The 13579-nt window shown below is 72.4% G+C and carries 11 protein-coding genes and 1 pseudogene; 3 read left to right on the forward strand and 9 right to left on the reverse strand.

Going from position 1 to position 13579, the window contains the following annotated elements:
• Positions 1 to 406 precede the first annotated feature (406 nt).
• From Dsi01nite_RS44905 to Dsi01nite_RS44930, 6 genes and pseudogenes are all read right to left on the reverse strand, one after another.
• Entirely contained in the window at positions 407 to 1195 is a 789-nt protein-coding gene (locus Dsi01nite_RS44905) for an alpha/beta hydrolase (protein ID WP_203852603.1), read from the reverse strand.
• An 11-nt stretch (positions 1196 to 1206) separates the two neighbouring features.
• Positions 1207 to 2610 carry a flavin-containing monooxygenase gene (locus Dsi01nite_RS44910; protein ID WP_203852578.1) on the reverse strand — a complete coding sequence of 468 codons (1404 nt, stop codon included), beginning with the start codon at positions 2608 to 2610 and terminating at the stop codon, positions 1207 to 1209.
• 394 nt (positions 2611 to 3004) lie between these two features.
• Complete coding sequence (locus tag Dsi01nite_RS44915) at positions 3005 to 3679, reverse strand: endonuclease/exonuclease/phosphatase family protein (RefSeq protein ID WP_203852579.1); 675 nt, start codon at positions 3677 to 3679, stop codon at positions 3005 to 3007.
• Positions 3676 to 4620: an ROK family glucokinase gene (locus tag Dsi01nite_RS44920; protein WP_203852580.1), complete on the reverse strand. Its 945-nt coding sequence runs from the start codon at positions 4618 to 4620 to the stop codon at positions 3676 to 3678. The genes Dsi01nite_RS44915 and Dsi01nite_RS44920 overlap by 4 nt, the downstream gene beginning before the upstream one ends.
• A gap of 77 nt (positions 4621 to 4697) precedes the next feature.
• Positions 4698 to 5021, reverse strand: a pseudogene (locus Dsi01nite_RS44925) (hypothetical protein); the annotation flags it as partial.
• 43 nt (positions 5022 to 5064) lie between these two features.
• Positions 5065 to 5511 (reverse strand): SRPBCC family protein, encoded by a 447-nt coding sequence (locus Dsi01nite_RS44930; protein WP_203852581.1) that lies wholly within the window; start codon positions 5509 to 5511, stop codon positions 5065 to 5067.
• A gap of 87 nt (positions 5512 to 5598) precedes the next feature.
• On the opposite strand from Dsi01nite_RS44930, the gene Dsi01nite_RS44935 reads away from it, so the two are divergent.
• The 3 genes from Dsi01nite_RS44935 to Dsi01nite_RS44945 are packed head-to-tail and all read left to right on the forward strand — an operon-like array spanning position 5599 to position 9720.
• A complete protein-coding gene (locus Dsi01nite_RS44935; RefSeq protein ID WP_203852582.1) occupies positions 5599 to 7383 on the forward strand; it encodes an AMP-dependent synthetase/ligase in 1785 nt (594 codons plus the stop codon).
• A 31-nt stretch (positions 7384 to 7414) separates the two neighbouring features.
• Complete coding sequence (locus Dsi01nite_RS44940) at positions 7415 to 9019, forward strand: sensor histidine kinase (protein ID WP_239136665.1); 1605 nt, start codon at positions 7415 to 7417, stop codon at positions 9017 to 9019.
• Between the two features lie 32 nt (positions 9020 to 9051).
• Positions 9052 to 9720, forward strand: coding sequence for a response regulator transcription factor (locus Dsi01nite_RS44945; protein WP_033362529.1), 669 nt, complete (start codon positions 9052 to 9054; stop codon positions 9718 to 9720).
• 1192 nt (positions 9721 to 10912) lie between these two features.
• Here Dsi01nite_RS44945 and Dsi01nite_RS44950 read toward each other — a convergent pair.
• Genes Dsi01nite_RS44950 through Dsi01nite_RS44960 form a run of 3 tightly spaced genes read right to left on the reverse strand, consistent with a single transcriptional unit; the run spans position 10913 to position 13559 of the window.
• Complete coding sequence (locus Dsi01nite_RS44950; RefSeq protein ID WP_203852583.1) at positions 10913 to 12052, reverse strand: glycosyltransferase family 4 protein; 1140 nt, start codon at positions 12050 to 12052, stop codon at positions 10913 to 10915.
• Positions 12049 to 13305, reverse strand: a complete 1257-nt coding sequence (locus Dsi01nite_RS44955; protein WP_203852584.1) for a M48 family metallopeptidase — start codon at positions 13303 to 13305, stop codon at positions 12049 to 12051. Before Dsi01nite_RS44955 ends, Dsi01nite_RS44950 begins: the two co-directional genes overlap by 4 nt.
• Positions 13306 to 13337: 32 nt before the next feature.
• Positions 13338 to 13559, reverse strand: coding sequence for a hypothetical protein (locus Dsi01nite_RS44960; protein WP_203852585.1), 222 nt, complete (start codon positions 13557 to 13559; stop codon positions 13338 to 13340).
• Between the last annotated feature and the right edge of the window lie 20 nt (positions 13560 to 13579).

Here is a 13579-nt window from a genome sequence, read left to right on the forward strand (position 1 = left end):
CCGACTCGGACGCATGCGCGTGGCCGTTGAAGACCGGGGGTCCGGGTTTGAGGCGCTCAAGGTCTGTCGTCCGGCTCGCCCGCCCTGCGCGCGGGACGACGGAGGCGGGCCCGTCCGGCGCCGGCGATCTTGCCGCTACCTGGTTGATTACTGGTCGCGGGTGATCAGTCATCAACCAGGTAGTGGCGTACTCGGCTCGAGCTTGGCGGGTCTTGGTCCAGCCGTGCCGCGTTGGCCGGGTTCCCCTGACCGCGCCCATGTGATCGAAGTCGCGGGCTGGCTGTGCGGGTGACTGTGCGGGTGACCGGGGGACGACTTTGATCAACCAGGTCATGGTCGAACGGGTGCGGAACCCGAGGTGCGGGCGACCTGGGTGGGCGTGGGAAGCGGCGTCCGGAGCGGTCGGTCAGCTGGGGAGTTTTTCGAGCCAGTCGAGGATCGCGTCGATCGGCTCCTGCCAGCGGGCGTCGAGCATGAGGTCGTGGCCCATGCCGGGGAAGAGGAGCGGGGAGCCGCCGTACCGGCGGGCGACCCATTCCAGGGCCGAGGCCGACACGATGCGGTCGTCGGGGCTGCCCGCGACCAGGACCGGCGGGACGCCGACCGGGGTCTCCGGCTCCTGGCGGCGGACCAGCTGGCGTTGGGCACCGGCCGGGACGCGCTGGAGGCGGGCGGTGTAGGACTGGGCCTCCTTGGCCGGCAGGGAACGGCTGAACAGCTGGGCCGGGCGCAGCGACACCCGGCCGCCGAACAGGCCCGGGAGGGTGCCGGTGGGGTTGCGGCGCAGCAGGCCCAGGGCGGTGCTCACGCCGCCGAAGACGGGGGCGGTGAGGACGCCGGCGCGGGCCGGGTAGCGGGCGAGGGCCATCGCCACGACGAGGGCGCCCGCGCCGTGGCCGACGAGGACCGCGCGCTTGGGCAGGCCGGCGGCGACCTGGGTGACGTCGTGGACGTAGTCGCGCAGGCGGGCGTCGGGGTCGGCGCCGCTGCCGCCGTGGCCGCGCAGGCTCATCGCGGACGCGGGGAAGCCGCGGCGGGCGGTGTGCTCGAGCCAGTGCTGGGCGAAGGCCCAGGCGCCGTGGCCGTATCCGGGGACGAACAGCACCGGCGGCCGGTCCTGCGGGGTGTCGGGCTGCTCGGTGAGCACCTCCCGCTGGACGGGCTTCGGCGGGTCGGCCCACTCGTCGGAGCGCATCACACGGGTGGTCAACGGACCGCCTCCAGCTCGTGCAGGGACTTCTCCAGCTCCTGCAGGTACACGAAGTGGCTCACCTCGAACCAGTGGCGGGTCGAGTCGGTGACCTTGCCGGCGGTGAAGCGCCGGTCACCGTCCTGGCGCAGCTTGGCCCACAGCGCCTGCGCCCTGGCCGGCGACGCGTCCAGGACGCGCAGCCACTGGGCGATGAACACGGTCTGCCAGTGGGCGAGGGTGAACACGCCCGAGTCGGGCTGCAGCAGGCCCGCGACGGCGAGGGTCGGGTGGGTCCGCGACAGCATCTGCAGCGCCAGGCGCGGCCGGCCGGTGGCGTCGGTCGACAGCAGCTCCGGGGCGAGGAAGTCGAAGTTGGGCAGGTACCCGGTGGCGAACACGACCAGGTCCGGCTCGACGGTGCGGCCGTCGGACAGGACGACCTCGGTGCGTTCGAAGCGCTTGATGTCCGGCAGGGGCGTGATCCCGCCGTGCCCGAGGTAGTACGGCAGCTGGCTGTTGACCAGCGGGTGCATCTCGAGCAGGCCGTGGTCGGGCGCCTTCAGGCCGAACCGGGTCAGGTCGCCGACGGTCATCGCGATCGTGCGCTGCAGCAGCCACTGGCGCAGCCGGAACGGCAGCCGCATCGCCAGGATCCGGTCGTTGACCTGGTCGGCGGGTTTGCCGAGGGCGTACTTCGGTGCGTACCAGTAGCCGCGGCGGGTCGAGTGCCAGCACTTCGCCGCCTGCTGGGCCGCCTCGACCGCGATGTCGCAGCCGCTGTTGCCGGCGCCGACGACGAGCACCTTGCGCCCGCGCAGCTGGGCCGCGTCCTTGTACTGGCTGGCGTGGATCACCTTGCCGCGGAACTCGGCGAGCCCCTCGTATTCGGGCATCTTCGGCGACCAGTTGTGGCCGTTGGCGGCGACGACCGCGGCGTAGCGCATGGTGCGCGGCGCCCCGCCCCGCGAGCCCCGCACCGTCACGTCCCAGCGCGGCGGGCCGCCGTCGGGGTCGTCGGCGGGCTCGACCCGGGAGACGTCGGTGCCGAACCAGATGTGTTCCCGGAGCGAGAAGTGGTCCGCGTACCGCTCGAAGTACGTGAGCAGCTGCGAGTGGTGCGGGTAGTCGGGCCAGTCGTCCGGCATCGGGAAGTCCGGGAACTGGGTGAACGGCTTCGAGGAGATCAGGTGCGTGCTGGCGTAGACGGGGCTGCGGTCGTGCCGCCAGTTCCACCCGCCGCCGACGCCGGTCTCACGCTCGTAGCAGTCGACGCCGAAGCCCGCCTCGCGGAGGTTCTTGATCGCGGCGAGGCCGGTGCCACCGGCGCCGATCACGCAGACGGTGTCGCCGCGGTCGTAGACGGGCTCGCCGTCGCGCCAGTGGGTCGCGCCGCCGGCCAGTTCGTCGAAGCTTGTCACCCGCGTCGTCTCCCAATGCCGCTCGAATGCACCCACGCATGCTTTCGCGGCCAGATCCTCGTCCGCTCGGCGCTGGTTTGTCCAGTCCCGCACGTCAGATCCCCGGCAGAAGTTGACCTTGGACACTTTGTCAGGCCAGGGGGTGACACAGTGTCCAAGGTCAACTGGCCACCCGCCCAACCCCGCATCCGGTCCCGCCCGTCACGACCGCAGGTCGTGTCGCGGCCGTCCACGGCCGCGGGCCTGTTCACGACCGCAGGTCGTGTCCTGCGCACGTGAACGCGGAGTCGGCAGGAAGGCCGTTCACGGCCGACCGGTGGCTGACGGGAGCCACGGCCGCGCCCACGGCGGACCGGAGCCGGAAGGATCAGGAACCACGGCGGCTATGTCGCGGTCACTCGGGCAGGTCGAGCTCGACGACGACCGGGAAGTGGTCGCTGGCGAGGCGGGCGGCCGGCGAGTCGACGACCTCGTAGGACAGGACGGTCACGCGCGGGTCGACGAAGACGACGTCGAGGCGCTCGCGGGGGGCGGCGCACGGGAACGTGTGGCGTTCGTCGGCGCCGGCGCTGTCGACGAGGCCGTCGGCCAGGGTCCGCCAGGCGGCGCCCCCGGAGTTCTCGTTGAGGTCGGCGGCGAAGATGACCGGCTCGGCCAGCTCCGACAGGTGTTGCTTGAGCACGGCGGCCTGGCCCGGGCGCTCGGTGGCGTCGGTGGACAGGTGCGAGCCGACGGCGGCGAACGTGGACCGCCCGACGCGGCAGCGGACGAACGCGGCGCCGCGCATGTGCCGGCCGGGCGTCAAGGGGTACCGGATGTCGAAGCCGTCGAACGCGCGGACCCGCAGGTTGGTCAGGATCAGGTTGCCCAGGGACGGCAGCCCGCCGCCGGCGACGACGAGCTCGAAGTCGCGGGCCAGGTCGGCCGACTTCTGCCGCCACCGGAAGCGGCGCGGCGCCTCCTGCAGGATCGCCACGTCGGGCGCGACCTCCCGCACGACCTGCGCGAGCGACCTGCGGTCGTCGCGCAGGCTGTGCAGGTTGTACGACAGCACCCGCAGCTTGGTCATACGCGGGCCAGGTCGGCGGCTCCGACCATTCCCGCGACATTGCCCAGGAGGGCGGGGCGGACCTCGGCGACCGGGAGCCGGCCGCGCTGGGCGAGCTGGTCCTCGTAGCTGGCCCGGGCCGGCTTCATGAGCAGGTCCCCGGCGTCGATGACGCCCCCGCCGACGACGATGACCTGCGGGTCGAGGATCTGCACGATGTCGGCGAGGGCGACGCCGAGCCAGCGGCCGACCTGCTCGAAGGCGCCGATCGCGACGGCGTCGCCGAGGCGGGCGGCCTCGGTGATCGTGTGGCCCCTGATCGCGTCGACGTCCCCGCCGACCAGGGCGAGGAGCTGCTCGGCGAGCTCGGGCTTCTCCCGCGCGTCGGCCTTCGCGAACCGGATCAGGGCCGGGCCCGCGGTGTACTGCTCGAGGCAGCCGTGCCGGCCGCAGCCGCAGGGATGGCCGCCGGGAACCATCATCATGTGCCCGAGCTCCGCGGCGATGCCGTTGGTGCCGCGGACCAGGTTGCCGCCGATGACGATGCCGCCGCCGATGCCGGTGCCGACGGTGAACAGCACCATCGAGTTGTCGGCGTCGCGACCGGCGCCGAACTGGAACTCGGCCCAGGTCGCGGCGTTGCCGTCGTTCTCCACCACGACCGGCAGCCCGACCGCGGCGGTGATCTTGTCGCGCAGCGGCTCGTTGCGCCAGGCCAGGTTGGGTGCGAACTGCACGATCGAGCGGGTGGCGTCGATCCAGCCGGCCGCGCCGATGCCGACCGCGTCGATCGCGTGCCCGGCGGCCAGCTCCTGGATCACCTCGATGATCCGGTCGGCGGTCTGGGCCGGGTCCTGCGCCGGCGTGTCGCGCCGGGTCTGCGCGAGGACGTCACCCGCCGAGTCCACGACCCCGCCGAGCACCTTCGTTCCACCGATGTCGACTCCGATGGTCAACCCCACCGCGTCTGTCTCCTCTCGTACAGGCGCTATGCCTCGGGATCAATCTTGGGCTTGACGGCCTTCTTGGCCATCGGTTTCGGCGACATCGGTGTCTCCGTGGTGGCGTGTTGCCAAACGTCTTCGGGTTCTCCGGGTGGTTCCGGTGTAGCGGTGGGCCTGGGCTGCCCGAACGCGCGCAGGACACCCGCCAGCCCGACGGCGAGGTCGCCCACCCCGGTGGCGAGCCGTTCCGCGAACTCGGGGTCGGGGTCACGGGCGGCGGCGATCGCCTTGCAGACCGGGCAGACGCAGCACTCGGCGGAGCCGGTGGCGAAGCCGGCGGTGCTGTTCGCGGCGACCGACAGCGCGGCGAGGGCGGTCGCGACCAGGCGTTCGGCCTCCTCGCGCGGGTCGCGCGTCACGCCGCCGCCTCCGATTCGCGGCCCGAGCCGCTGCGCTGGCCGCTCATTCCGCCGCCTCGACGCGCCGCTTGAGCTCCTTGAGCGCGGTGTCCATGATCATCTTCTCGGCCTTGCGCTTGAACATGCCCAGCATGCCGATCGCCAGCTCCACGGCCAGGGAATAGGTCACCGTTGAGGTGCCGTCCGCGTTGGCGGTAATGTCGTAGGAGCCGTCCTGCTGCTTCTGCATCTTCGACGGCGCGACCAGGCTCCACTCGATGCGGGTCAGGTCCTCGGCGTATTCGTACTGCAGGGTGTATTCGTCCGAGACCGGGCCCGAGTCCAGCACGAAGGCGACCTGACTCGCGTAGCCGTCCTCGTACTCCTCGATCACCTCGACCGACTTCACCGCCGCCACCCACTCTGGGTATCGGGCGAAGTCGGCGATGACCTCGGCGATGCGCTCCGGGGGCGCGTCAATGACGATCGACTGCGTCGAAGTGTCGGCCATGGGTGGCAGGCTACCTCTGCGGTGTCCCTGGCGATCCGTCGGCACGGTAGGTTCGGCGGATACGGGTTGGAAACGAAGGAGTCCCACGTGCGCGAGTTCACCGTGCCCCCAGCGGTCACCGTCGGCGATCACGCCACGCTGACCGACCCCGTGTGGGACAACGCGGTCGCGGCACCGGACGCGGTGCAGTTCCAGCGCCACATCGCAGGCGTCTGGCAGGACGTGACCTGCGGCCAGTTCCACGACCAGGTGCTGACCCTGGCCAGGGGCCTGCTCGCGGCGGGCGTCGAGGCCGGCCAGCGGGTCGCGCTGATGAGCAAGACGCGCTACGAGTGGACCCTCATCGACTACGCGATCTGGTCGGTCGGCGCGGTCACCGTGCCGATCTACGAGACGTCGAGCCCGGAGCAGGTCGCCTGGATCCTCGAGGACTCCGGCGCGATCGCCGTCTTCGTCGAGACCGACGCGCACCGCGACACCGTCACCGCGATCCGCCTTCCCTCGGTCGAGCACGTCTGGCAGATCGACGGCACCGCAGCCGTTCCAGGGTGCGTCGACGTGCTGGCGGCCGACGGCGCCGCGGTCCCCCGCGAGGACGTCGAGGCCCGCCGCGCCGCGACGAAGGCCGACGACCTGGCCACGATCATCTACACCAGCGGCACCACCGGCCGCCCCAAGGGCTGCATGATCACGCATCGCAACATGCTGTCCGACATCGTCAACGCGATCCCCGAGCTGCAGTCGCTGTTCCACCAGGGCGCCCGCACGCTGCTGTTCCTGCCCCTCGCGCACTCCTTCGCCCGGCTGATCCAGATCGGCGTGGTGCAGGCCCGCGCGACGATGGGGCACACCGCCGACACGAAGAACCTCGCGGCGACCCTGCAGAGCTTCCGGCCGACGTTCGTGCTGTCGGTGCCGCGGGTGTTCGAGAAGGTGTACAACACGGCCAAGCAGCGGGCACACGCCGACGGCAAGGGCTCGATCTTCGACCGGGCGGAGCAGGTGGCGATCGCCTACAGCGCCACCGCGAAACCGGGCCCGCTGCTGAAGGTGCAGCACGCGCTGTTCGACCGGCTCGTCTACGGCAAGCTGCGGGCCGCGCTCGGCGGGCAGTGCTCCCGGGCGATCTCCGGCGGCGCGCCCCTCGGCGAGCGGCTCGCGCACTTCTACCGCGGCATCGGCGTGACCATCTTCGAGGGGTACGGGCTGACCGAGACCTCCCCCGCGACCAACGCCAACCGCGACACCGGCGCCCGCGTGGGCACGGTCGGGCGCCCGCTGCCCGGCGTCACGATCCGCATCGACGACGACGGCGAGATCCTGGTCCAGGGCGACATCGTCTTCAAGGGGTACTGGAACAACCCCGCCGCCACCGCCGAGGCGATCGACGGCGACGGCTGGTTCCACACCGGGGACATCGGCGAGCTCGACGACGACGGGTACCTGCGCATCACCGGCCGCAAGAAGGAGCTCATCGTCACCGCCGGCGGCAAGAACGTCGCGCCGGCCGTGCTCGAGGACCGGGTCCGCGCCCACCCCCTCGTGAGCCAGTGCATGGTGGTCGGCGACCGGCAGCCGTTCATCGCGGCGCTGGTCACCATCGACCCCGACGCGCTGCCGGCCTGGGCGTCCTCACACGGCAAGCCCGCCGACTTCTCCTTCGTGGACGACCCCGAGCTGCGCGCCGAGATCCAGACCGCGATCGACGACGCCAACAAGGCCGTGTCGAAGGCCGAGGGGATCAAGGTCTTCCGCATCCTGCCGCAGGACTTCACCGAAGCGACCGGAACGCTCACTCCGTCGTTGAAGGTGAAACGGAACGTGGTCCTGAAGGAGTACGCCGGCGACATCGCCGCCATCTACGAGCGCTGATGCTGTCACCTACGGTTGGGAGGACCATTCGTTGACCGAGCTGACGGTGCTGGGCGACCGCCCCCGAAGTGCCGTGGTCGCGGTTCGTGTCCTGATGCTCGCGCTCGTCGCGGCGCTCGTGCTCATCGAGGGCATACACACGGCCGAGCTGCTCTGGCTCGTCCTGCTGACCGCCGCGGCGGCGATCGCCACGGTCGCGCCGCCCACGCACCGGGTCGCGCACCTCGGCCGCGCCGCCGAGGTGCTCGTCGTCGCCCTCGCCGCGTCGACCACCGACGACAACTTCCTGGTGTTCCTGCCGGTGCCCGTCATCGGTGCGGTGCTCGCCGGTGGGCGGCGCGTGGCCGCCGTCCTGCTGGGCGTCGCGGCCGTGGTCCTGGTCGTCAGCGGAGCGTCGGAGGGGGTCCTTTCCGACCGCGGCTACCTGGGCACCTGCCTGCAGTGGCTGGTCCTCGCCGGCGCCGGCGCCTACCAGGCGGCCGTGCTGCAGCGGGTGCTGCTGGCGCGGCGCACCGACGAGACACCCCAGCCGTACGTCGAGGCCACCCGCCTGCTCACCCAGCTGCGCAGCGTCGCCCGGCAGCTGCCCGGCGCCACCCTCGACCCCGGCGGCCTCGCCGAGCACCTGCTGGACGAGGTCCGGGCCATGGTCCCGTCCTCCCGTGGCGCCGTGCTGTCCGGCAGCGGCGGCGGCCGGCTCGTCGTGCTCGCCCAGGCGGGCGTGGAGCGCCTCGACTGGGAGACCGCCCTGGACACCGAGAGCTCCGTCGCCGACGCGTGGGCCACCCAGCAGCCGGTCGTGTCCGGCCGCTCGCAGGCCCGGTCGGTCGCGCCGAGCCGGGACATCTCCTCGATGGTCGTCCCGCTCGTCGCCGGGGTCCGCACCGTCGGGCTGATCGTCCTGGAGAGCGACAGCGCCGGGGCGTACCCGCCGCCGGTCCTCGCCCGGGTGACCGGCCTGACCGGCGCCGCCGCGCTGCGCCTGGAGGCGGCGCTGCTGTTCGACGAGGTCCGCTCCCTCGCCACCACCGAGGAGCGGCAGCGGCTGGCCCGCGAGATCCACGACGGCGTCGCCCAGGAGCTCGTCATGGTCGGCTACGGCATCGACAACGCGGTCGCCGCGCTGCCCGACGCCACCGCCGCCGAGGAGGAGCTGCGCATCCTGCGCGCCGAGGTCACCCGCGTCATCACCGAGCTGCGGCTGTCGCTGTTCGAGCTGCGCAGCGAGGTCGACCGGTACGGCGGCCTCACCGCCGCGATCGCCGACTACGCCCGCACCGTCGGCGCCTCCGCCGGCCTGCGGGTCCACCTTTCGCTCGACGAAACCACCGCCCGACTGCCCGCCGCGGTCGAGGCCGAACTGCTGCGCATTGCCCAGGAAGCCATCACGAACGCGCGGAAACACGCCGGCGCGGAGAATCTTTGGGTAACGTGCGCGGTCGATCCACCGTTCGCACAGGTAGAAATCTCCGACGATGGAAGCGGCATAGGTGAGAACCGCCCTGACGGGCGCTATGGTCTTGCGATCATGGCCGAGAGAGCGGAACGTATCCGAGGCCGGTTGGAGATCACACCGCGCGTGCCGAATGGGACAACAGTGGCGGTTGTGCTCGGAACCGCACCGCGTGCGCGGTAGCGTGAAGGCACCAGAGGGAGAGAGCACCGGGAATGTCGACTACCGCGACGCCGACGACACGCACCAAAGTTCTGCTCGTCGACGACCACGATCTCATCCGCAGAGGCCTGCGGCACGCCTTCGAGCGTGACCGCCAGTTCGAGGTGGTGGGTGAGGCCGCGACGGCCGCCGAGGCGATCCGCCAGGCCGGCGCCCTGCAGCCCGACGTGGTCATCATGGACCTGCGCCTCCCCGACGGCAGCGGCCTGGAGGCGACCAGGGCCCTGCGCAAGACCAGCAACACCATGGGCATCGTCGTGCTGACCATGTATGCGGGAGACGACCAGCTCTTCGGCGCCCTCGAAGCCGGCGCGTCCGCCTTCGTGCCGAAGACCGCCCCCGCCGACGAGGTGGTCGCGGCGGCCCGCCACGCCGCGTCGGCGCCTTCCGCGTTCACCGCGGCGGACCTGGCCGAGGCGATGAAGCGCCGGCTGGCCCCGAGCGGCCCGCAGCTGTCCCCCCGTGAGGGCCAGGTCCTGCGCCTGCTCGCCGACGGCATGAGCGTCGCCGGCATCGCCAAGCAGCTGTTCGTCTCCGAGTCCACCGCGAAGACGCACATCTCGAAGCTGTACGAAAAGCTCGGCGCCGCCAACCGCGCCCAGGCCCTCATGACCGCACTGCGTCTCGGCCTCCTCGAAGCCCCCGACGCCCCGAAGTTCTGACCCTCCGGTTTTCCGATAGGCGCTGGCCGATCTGCCCTCAACCCCCAGAACGGCCAGCCTGTCGTTTCTCCACTCCGCACCCTGCCCGATGGCCAACCCCACGGCATTGACCCCGGTCGCGGCGATTACCCCCGAAAATGCGTCTTGCCATTCCCCCTTCCGGGCACTTGCGCGCGAATCGATTCGGTGCAGGCGCGCTTTTCGCGGCCCAGCCTCCGGCACGGTGACCACAGCACCCGCGTCGGCGTCGGTGGTGGTGGCGTCGGTGGCGGCGGCGGCGATGGCACGGGCTCGATGGGCCGGGCTGCTGGTCGAGTCGGGCTGGGATGCGGCGCGGGGTGCTGGGATGCGGAGCGGGGTGCTGGCAGCGTCCGATTCGGCGTTCCCGATGTCCGGACAGGGCTTTGCGGGCTTGCTCCGCCTGCGGCGGCGATCTTCCCGGTGATCGAAGGCACGGGCTGGCCGTCCACGCGACCACGGCCATCCTTCGATCACGGCGGCGACATCACCGCAGCCCCAGGTCACGGCGGCGACATCCTGCGGCGGCGATCTTCCCGGTGATCGAAGGCGCGGGCTGGCCGTCCACGCGACCACGGCCATCCTTCGATCACGGCGGCGACATCACCGCAGCCCCGGGTCGTGGCAAGGGTCGCTCGGACGTCAGGCTCGACGAGGAACTGGAGCCCATCGCGGCACGCGGTGGCGCGTGTCTGGGCATCTGGGCATCTGGGCCAGCGGCGGGGGCGGACGCGGCTGGGACGGCCGAGGCCGGGGCATGGCTGCGCACCCGAGGTTTCGCATCCTCGACGCCAGTTGATCTCTGTCGTCCTCAGCGGCCCTACGGCTTCGTTCAAAGCAAGCATGCGGAAATCCCGGGGCGCCGCTGTGCAGGTCCGGGGTGATGTCGGACGATCGTCGTTCAAACCGGTGCGGCGTCGCGGTGCGGTGTCGCGGTGCGGTGGTGCGGCGACGGCGCGACGGCAACGCGGCAACGCGGTGCAGCGACAACACAGTGCAGCGACAACACGGTGCAGCGGTGCGACGGGAACGCGGTGCGACGGGAACGTGGTGATCGCCGTGGTCCCGAAGGCCGAGGTGGAGCACCGCCGTCGCCGTCGGTCCGTGCGACGCGGGACGGGAACGTCCGAGCCATGGCCGTGCACCAACGCTACGGGTCCCGGCGGTCGAAGGGTCAGGCGGTGTGGTCCGGAGTCGTGGTGAGCAGGGTCCGGAGGCGGTCCGCCTGCGTCTCCCAGCGCCAGTCCGACTCGACCCAGGCGCGCCCGGCGGCGCCCATCTTCGCGGCGAGGGCGCGGTCGAGCAGGAGGGTCGTGATCCGGTCGGCGACGGCGGGCACGTCGCGGCCGGGGACGACGAACCCGGTCTCGCCCTCGCGGACGGCGTCGGGGGCGCCGCCCGAGTCGCCGGCGACGACGGGCAGGCCGGTGGCGGAGGCTTCCAGGTAGACGATGCCGAGGCCCTCGACGTCAAGGCCGCGGCGGCGGGTGCGGCACGGCATGGCGAAGACGTCGCCGGCGGCGTAATGCGCGGGCAGCTCGGCCCAGGAGACGGCACCGGTGAAGACGACGTGGCGTTCGACGCCGGACTCGCGGGCGAGGCGCTCGAGGGTGGGACGATACGGCCCGCCGCTCACCATCAGCAGTGCGGCGTCGGGGACCGCGCGGTGGATCAGCGGCAGGGCCCGGATCAGCACGTCCTGGCCCTTGCGGGGCACCAGGCGGGAGACGCACACGATCACCGGGCGGTCGGCGAGGTCGTGGCGGGCGCGGACGAGGTGCCGGTCGACCTGCGGCGAATACGCGTCGACGTCGACGCCGGGGGCGAGGCGCTGCAGGGACGTGTGCCCGTCGAGGACCCGGGCGAGGCGGCTGCGCGTGTATTCCCCCAGGTACGTGACAACGTCGGCGCCCCGGCCGATGCGCCGCAGCAGGGTGCGGGCGCCGGGCAGTGCGGCCCAGCCGACCTCGTGGCCGTGGGTGAGGGCGACGACCCGCTCGATCCCGGCGCGGCGGCGCAGGCCGTCGGCGAGCAGGCCGAGCGGGGCGGCGGCGCCGAACCAGACGCTGTCGCAGCCGTGGGCGCGGGCCAGCGCGGCGGCGCGGCGGGCCACGCCGGGCGTGGGCAGGAGCATGCCGGTCGGCTCGCGCACCACCTCGAACGGCTGCTCGGCGTCGAACTTCTCCGCGTCCCGGAACGTGGAGGCGTAGACGACGACCGAGCCGGCGGGCTGGCGCACGGCGAGGTTGTGCACGAACTGCTGGATGCCGCCCGGGCGGGGCGGGAAGTCGTTGGTGACGAGCAGCGTCGTCATCGCTCGCCCCGCGCCCAGGCCCGCGCCTCCGCCATCCGCTCGACGGCGGTCGGATGGGATCCGAACAGGAACTGCTCGACCGGGTTTGGGTCGGGGTCGCCGAGGTTGACCAGGGAGAGCCGGCCCTGCATGGCCTCGAAGCCGGCCGGGTCGCCGGTGAGCTGCAGGGCGTGCCGGTCGGCGCGGGCCTCGACGCGCCGCGACACGAACGCCTGCGCCGGGCCGGCGAGCAGGCCCGCGACGGTGGCGACGGCGATCAGCAGCGCGACGGCGCGGGGGTCGCCGATCGCGTCGACGCCGGCGCGGCGCAGCAGACCGGCCCACGAGCCGAGCAGGTAGAGGGCGCACACGGCGGCGGCCGCGCCGAGCGCGCCGAGCAGCGTGCCGGTGAACACGTCGCCGTCCTTGGCGTGGCCGAGCTCGTGCGCGACGACCGACTCGACCTCCTCCTGGGGCGCCTTCTCCAGGAGGGTGTCGTAGACGACGATGCGGCGGGTCGGGCCGAGACCGGAGACATACGCGTTGACCGCGCGGGTCCGGCGGGACGCGTCGGCGACGAGCACGTCGCGCACGGGGACGCCGTCGCGTTGCGCCATGGCCATGAGCCGGGTCCGCTGCTCTCCGTCGGGCATCGGGGTGAACTTGTTGAAGACCGGCTCGACCAGGACCGGGAAGACGAACGACAGCAGCACCGTGAGCAGCGCCGCGCCGGCCGCGCCCCACGCCCACCACCAGCGCGGTGCGAAGTGGGTCACGGTGAAGAAGCCGACGAGCGCGACCGCGCCGATCACCGCCCCGACGGCGTAGCTCTTGAGCATGTCGACGGTCCAGCCGGACCAGTCCTGCGTGGACAGCCCATAGCGCCTGAGGATGGACTGGCGCCAGGCGGCGAGGGGCAGCGCCGCGATCTCGCCGACGAACACCACCGCGAGGCCGCCGAGCAGCGCCCGGGCCAGCCAGTGGCCGCCGAACGGCCGGGACACCTGCTCGACGATCCACGCGCCGGCCGGGGTCAGGCCGAGCAGGACCGCGACGAGCAGGCCGAGGGCGAGGGACAGGTAGGTGCCGGGGCGCAGGGCCGCGTGGAACGCCCGGCCTCTGGCGACGGCGTCGACCGGCAGCGTGTCGAGCGCGGCGAGCTGGTCGCCGCGTGGCGCCGGCGGAGCCGACCATGGCACCCGCAGCGCCGCGACCACCACGACCGCGACGAGCAGCACCGCGAGGGTGATCGCCGCCCATGCGCGAGGGGACACGCCGCACCTCCTGGTGAGAAAACTCCGCAAGCTTATGCGGCGCGGTGCCGCCCCGCCCGGCGTGGTGCCGCCGCCTCGACGTGGGTGGGGTCGAGCACGGTGACCTCGAACCCGGCGCGTTCGAACACCTCGATCGCGCGGACCTCGGCCGCGCCGAGCTGGTGCAGCGCAGGCGGGGTGTCCAGCAGCAGGGTCACCACGCAACCGCCGCAGGCGGTGCCGCGCACTGAGCAGGTCTCGCAGTCGACGAGCATCGCTCCTCCTCCGTTGACCG

Origin of the sequence: Dactylosporangium siamense (genome assembly GCF_016862795.1) — a bacterium.
Lineage (GTDB): Bacteria > Actinomycetota > Actinomycetes > Mycobacteriales > Micromonosporaceae > Dactylosporangium > Dactylosporangium siamense.

Excerpts from the sequence above, each read along its gene's own strand:
- Dsi01nite_RS44945 (WP_033362529.1), top strand. The coding sequence starts at position 9,052 with ATGTCGACTACCGCGACGCCGACGACACGCACCAAAGTTCTGCTCGTC.
- Dsi01nite_RS44930 (WP_203852581.1), bottom strand. The coding sequence starts at position 5,511 with ATGGCCGACACTTCGACGCAGTCGATCGTCATTGACGCGCCCCCGGAG.
- Dsi01nite_RS44905 (WP_203852603.1), bottom strand. The coding sequence starts at position 1,195 with ATGCGCTCCGACGAGTGGGCCGACCCGCCGAAGCCCGTCCAGCGGGAG.
- Dsi01nite_RS44960 (WP_203852585.1), bottom strand. The coding sequence starts at position 13,559 with ATGCTCGTCGACTGCGAGACCTGCTCAGTGCGCGGCACCGCCTGCGGC.
- Dsi01nite_RS44915 (WP_203852579.1), bottom strand. The coding sequence starts at position 3,679 with ATGACCAAGCTGCGGGTGCTGTCGTACAACCTGCACAGCCTGCGCGAC.
- Dsi01nite_RS44950 (WP_203852583.1), bottom strand. The coding sequence starts at position 12,052 with ATGACGACGCTGCTCGTCACCAACGACTTCCCGCCCCGCCCGGGCGGC.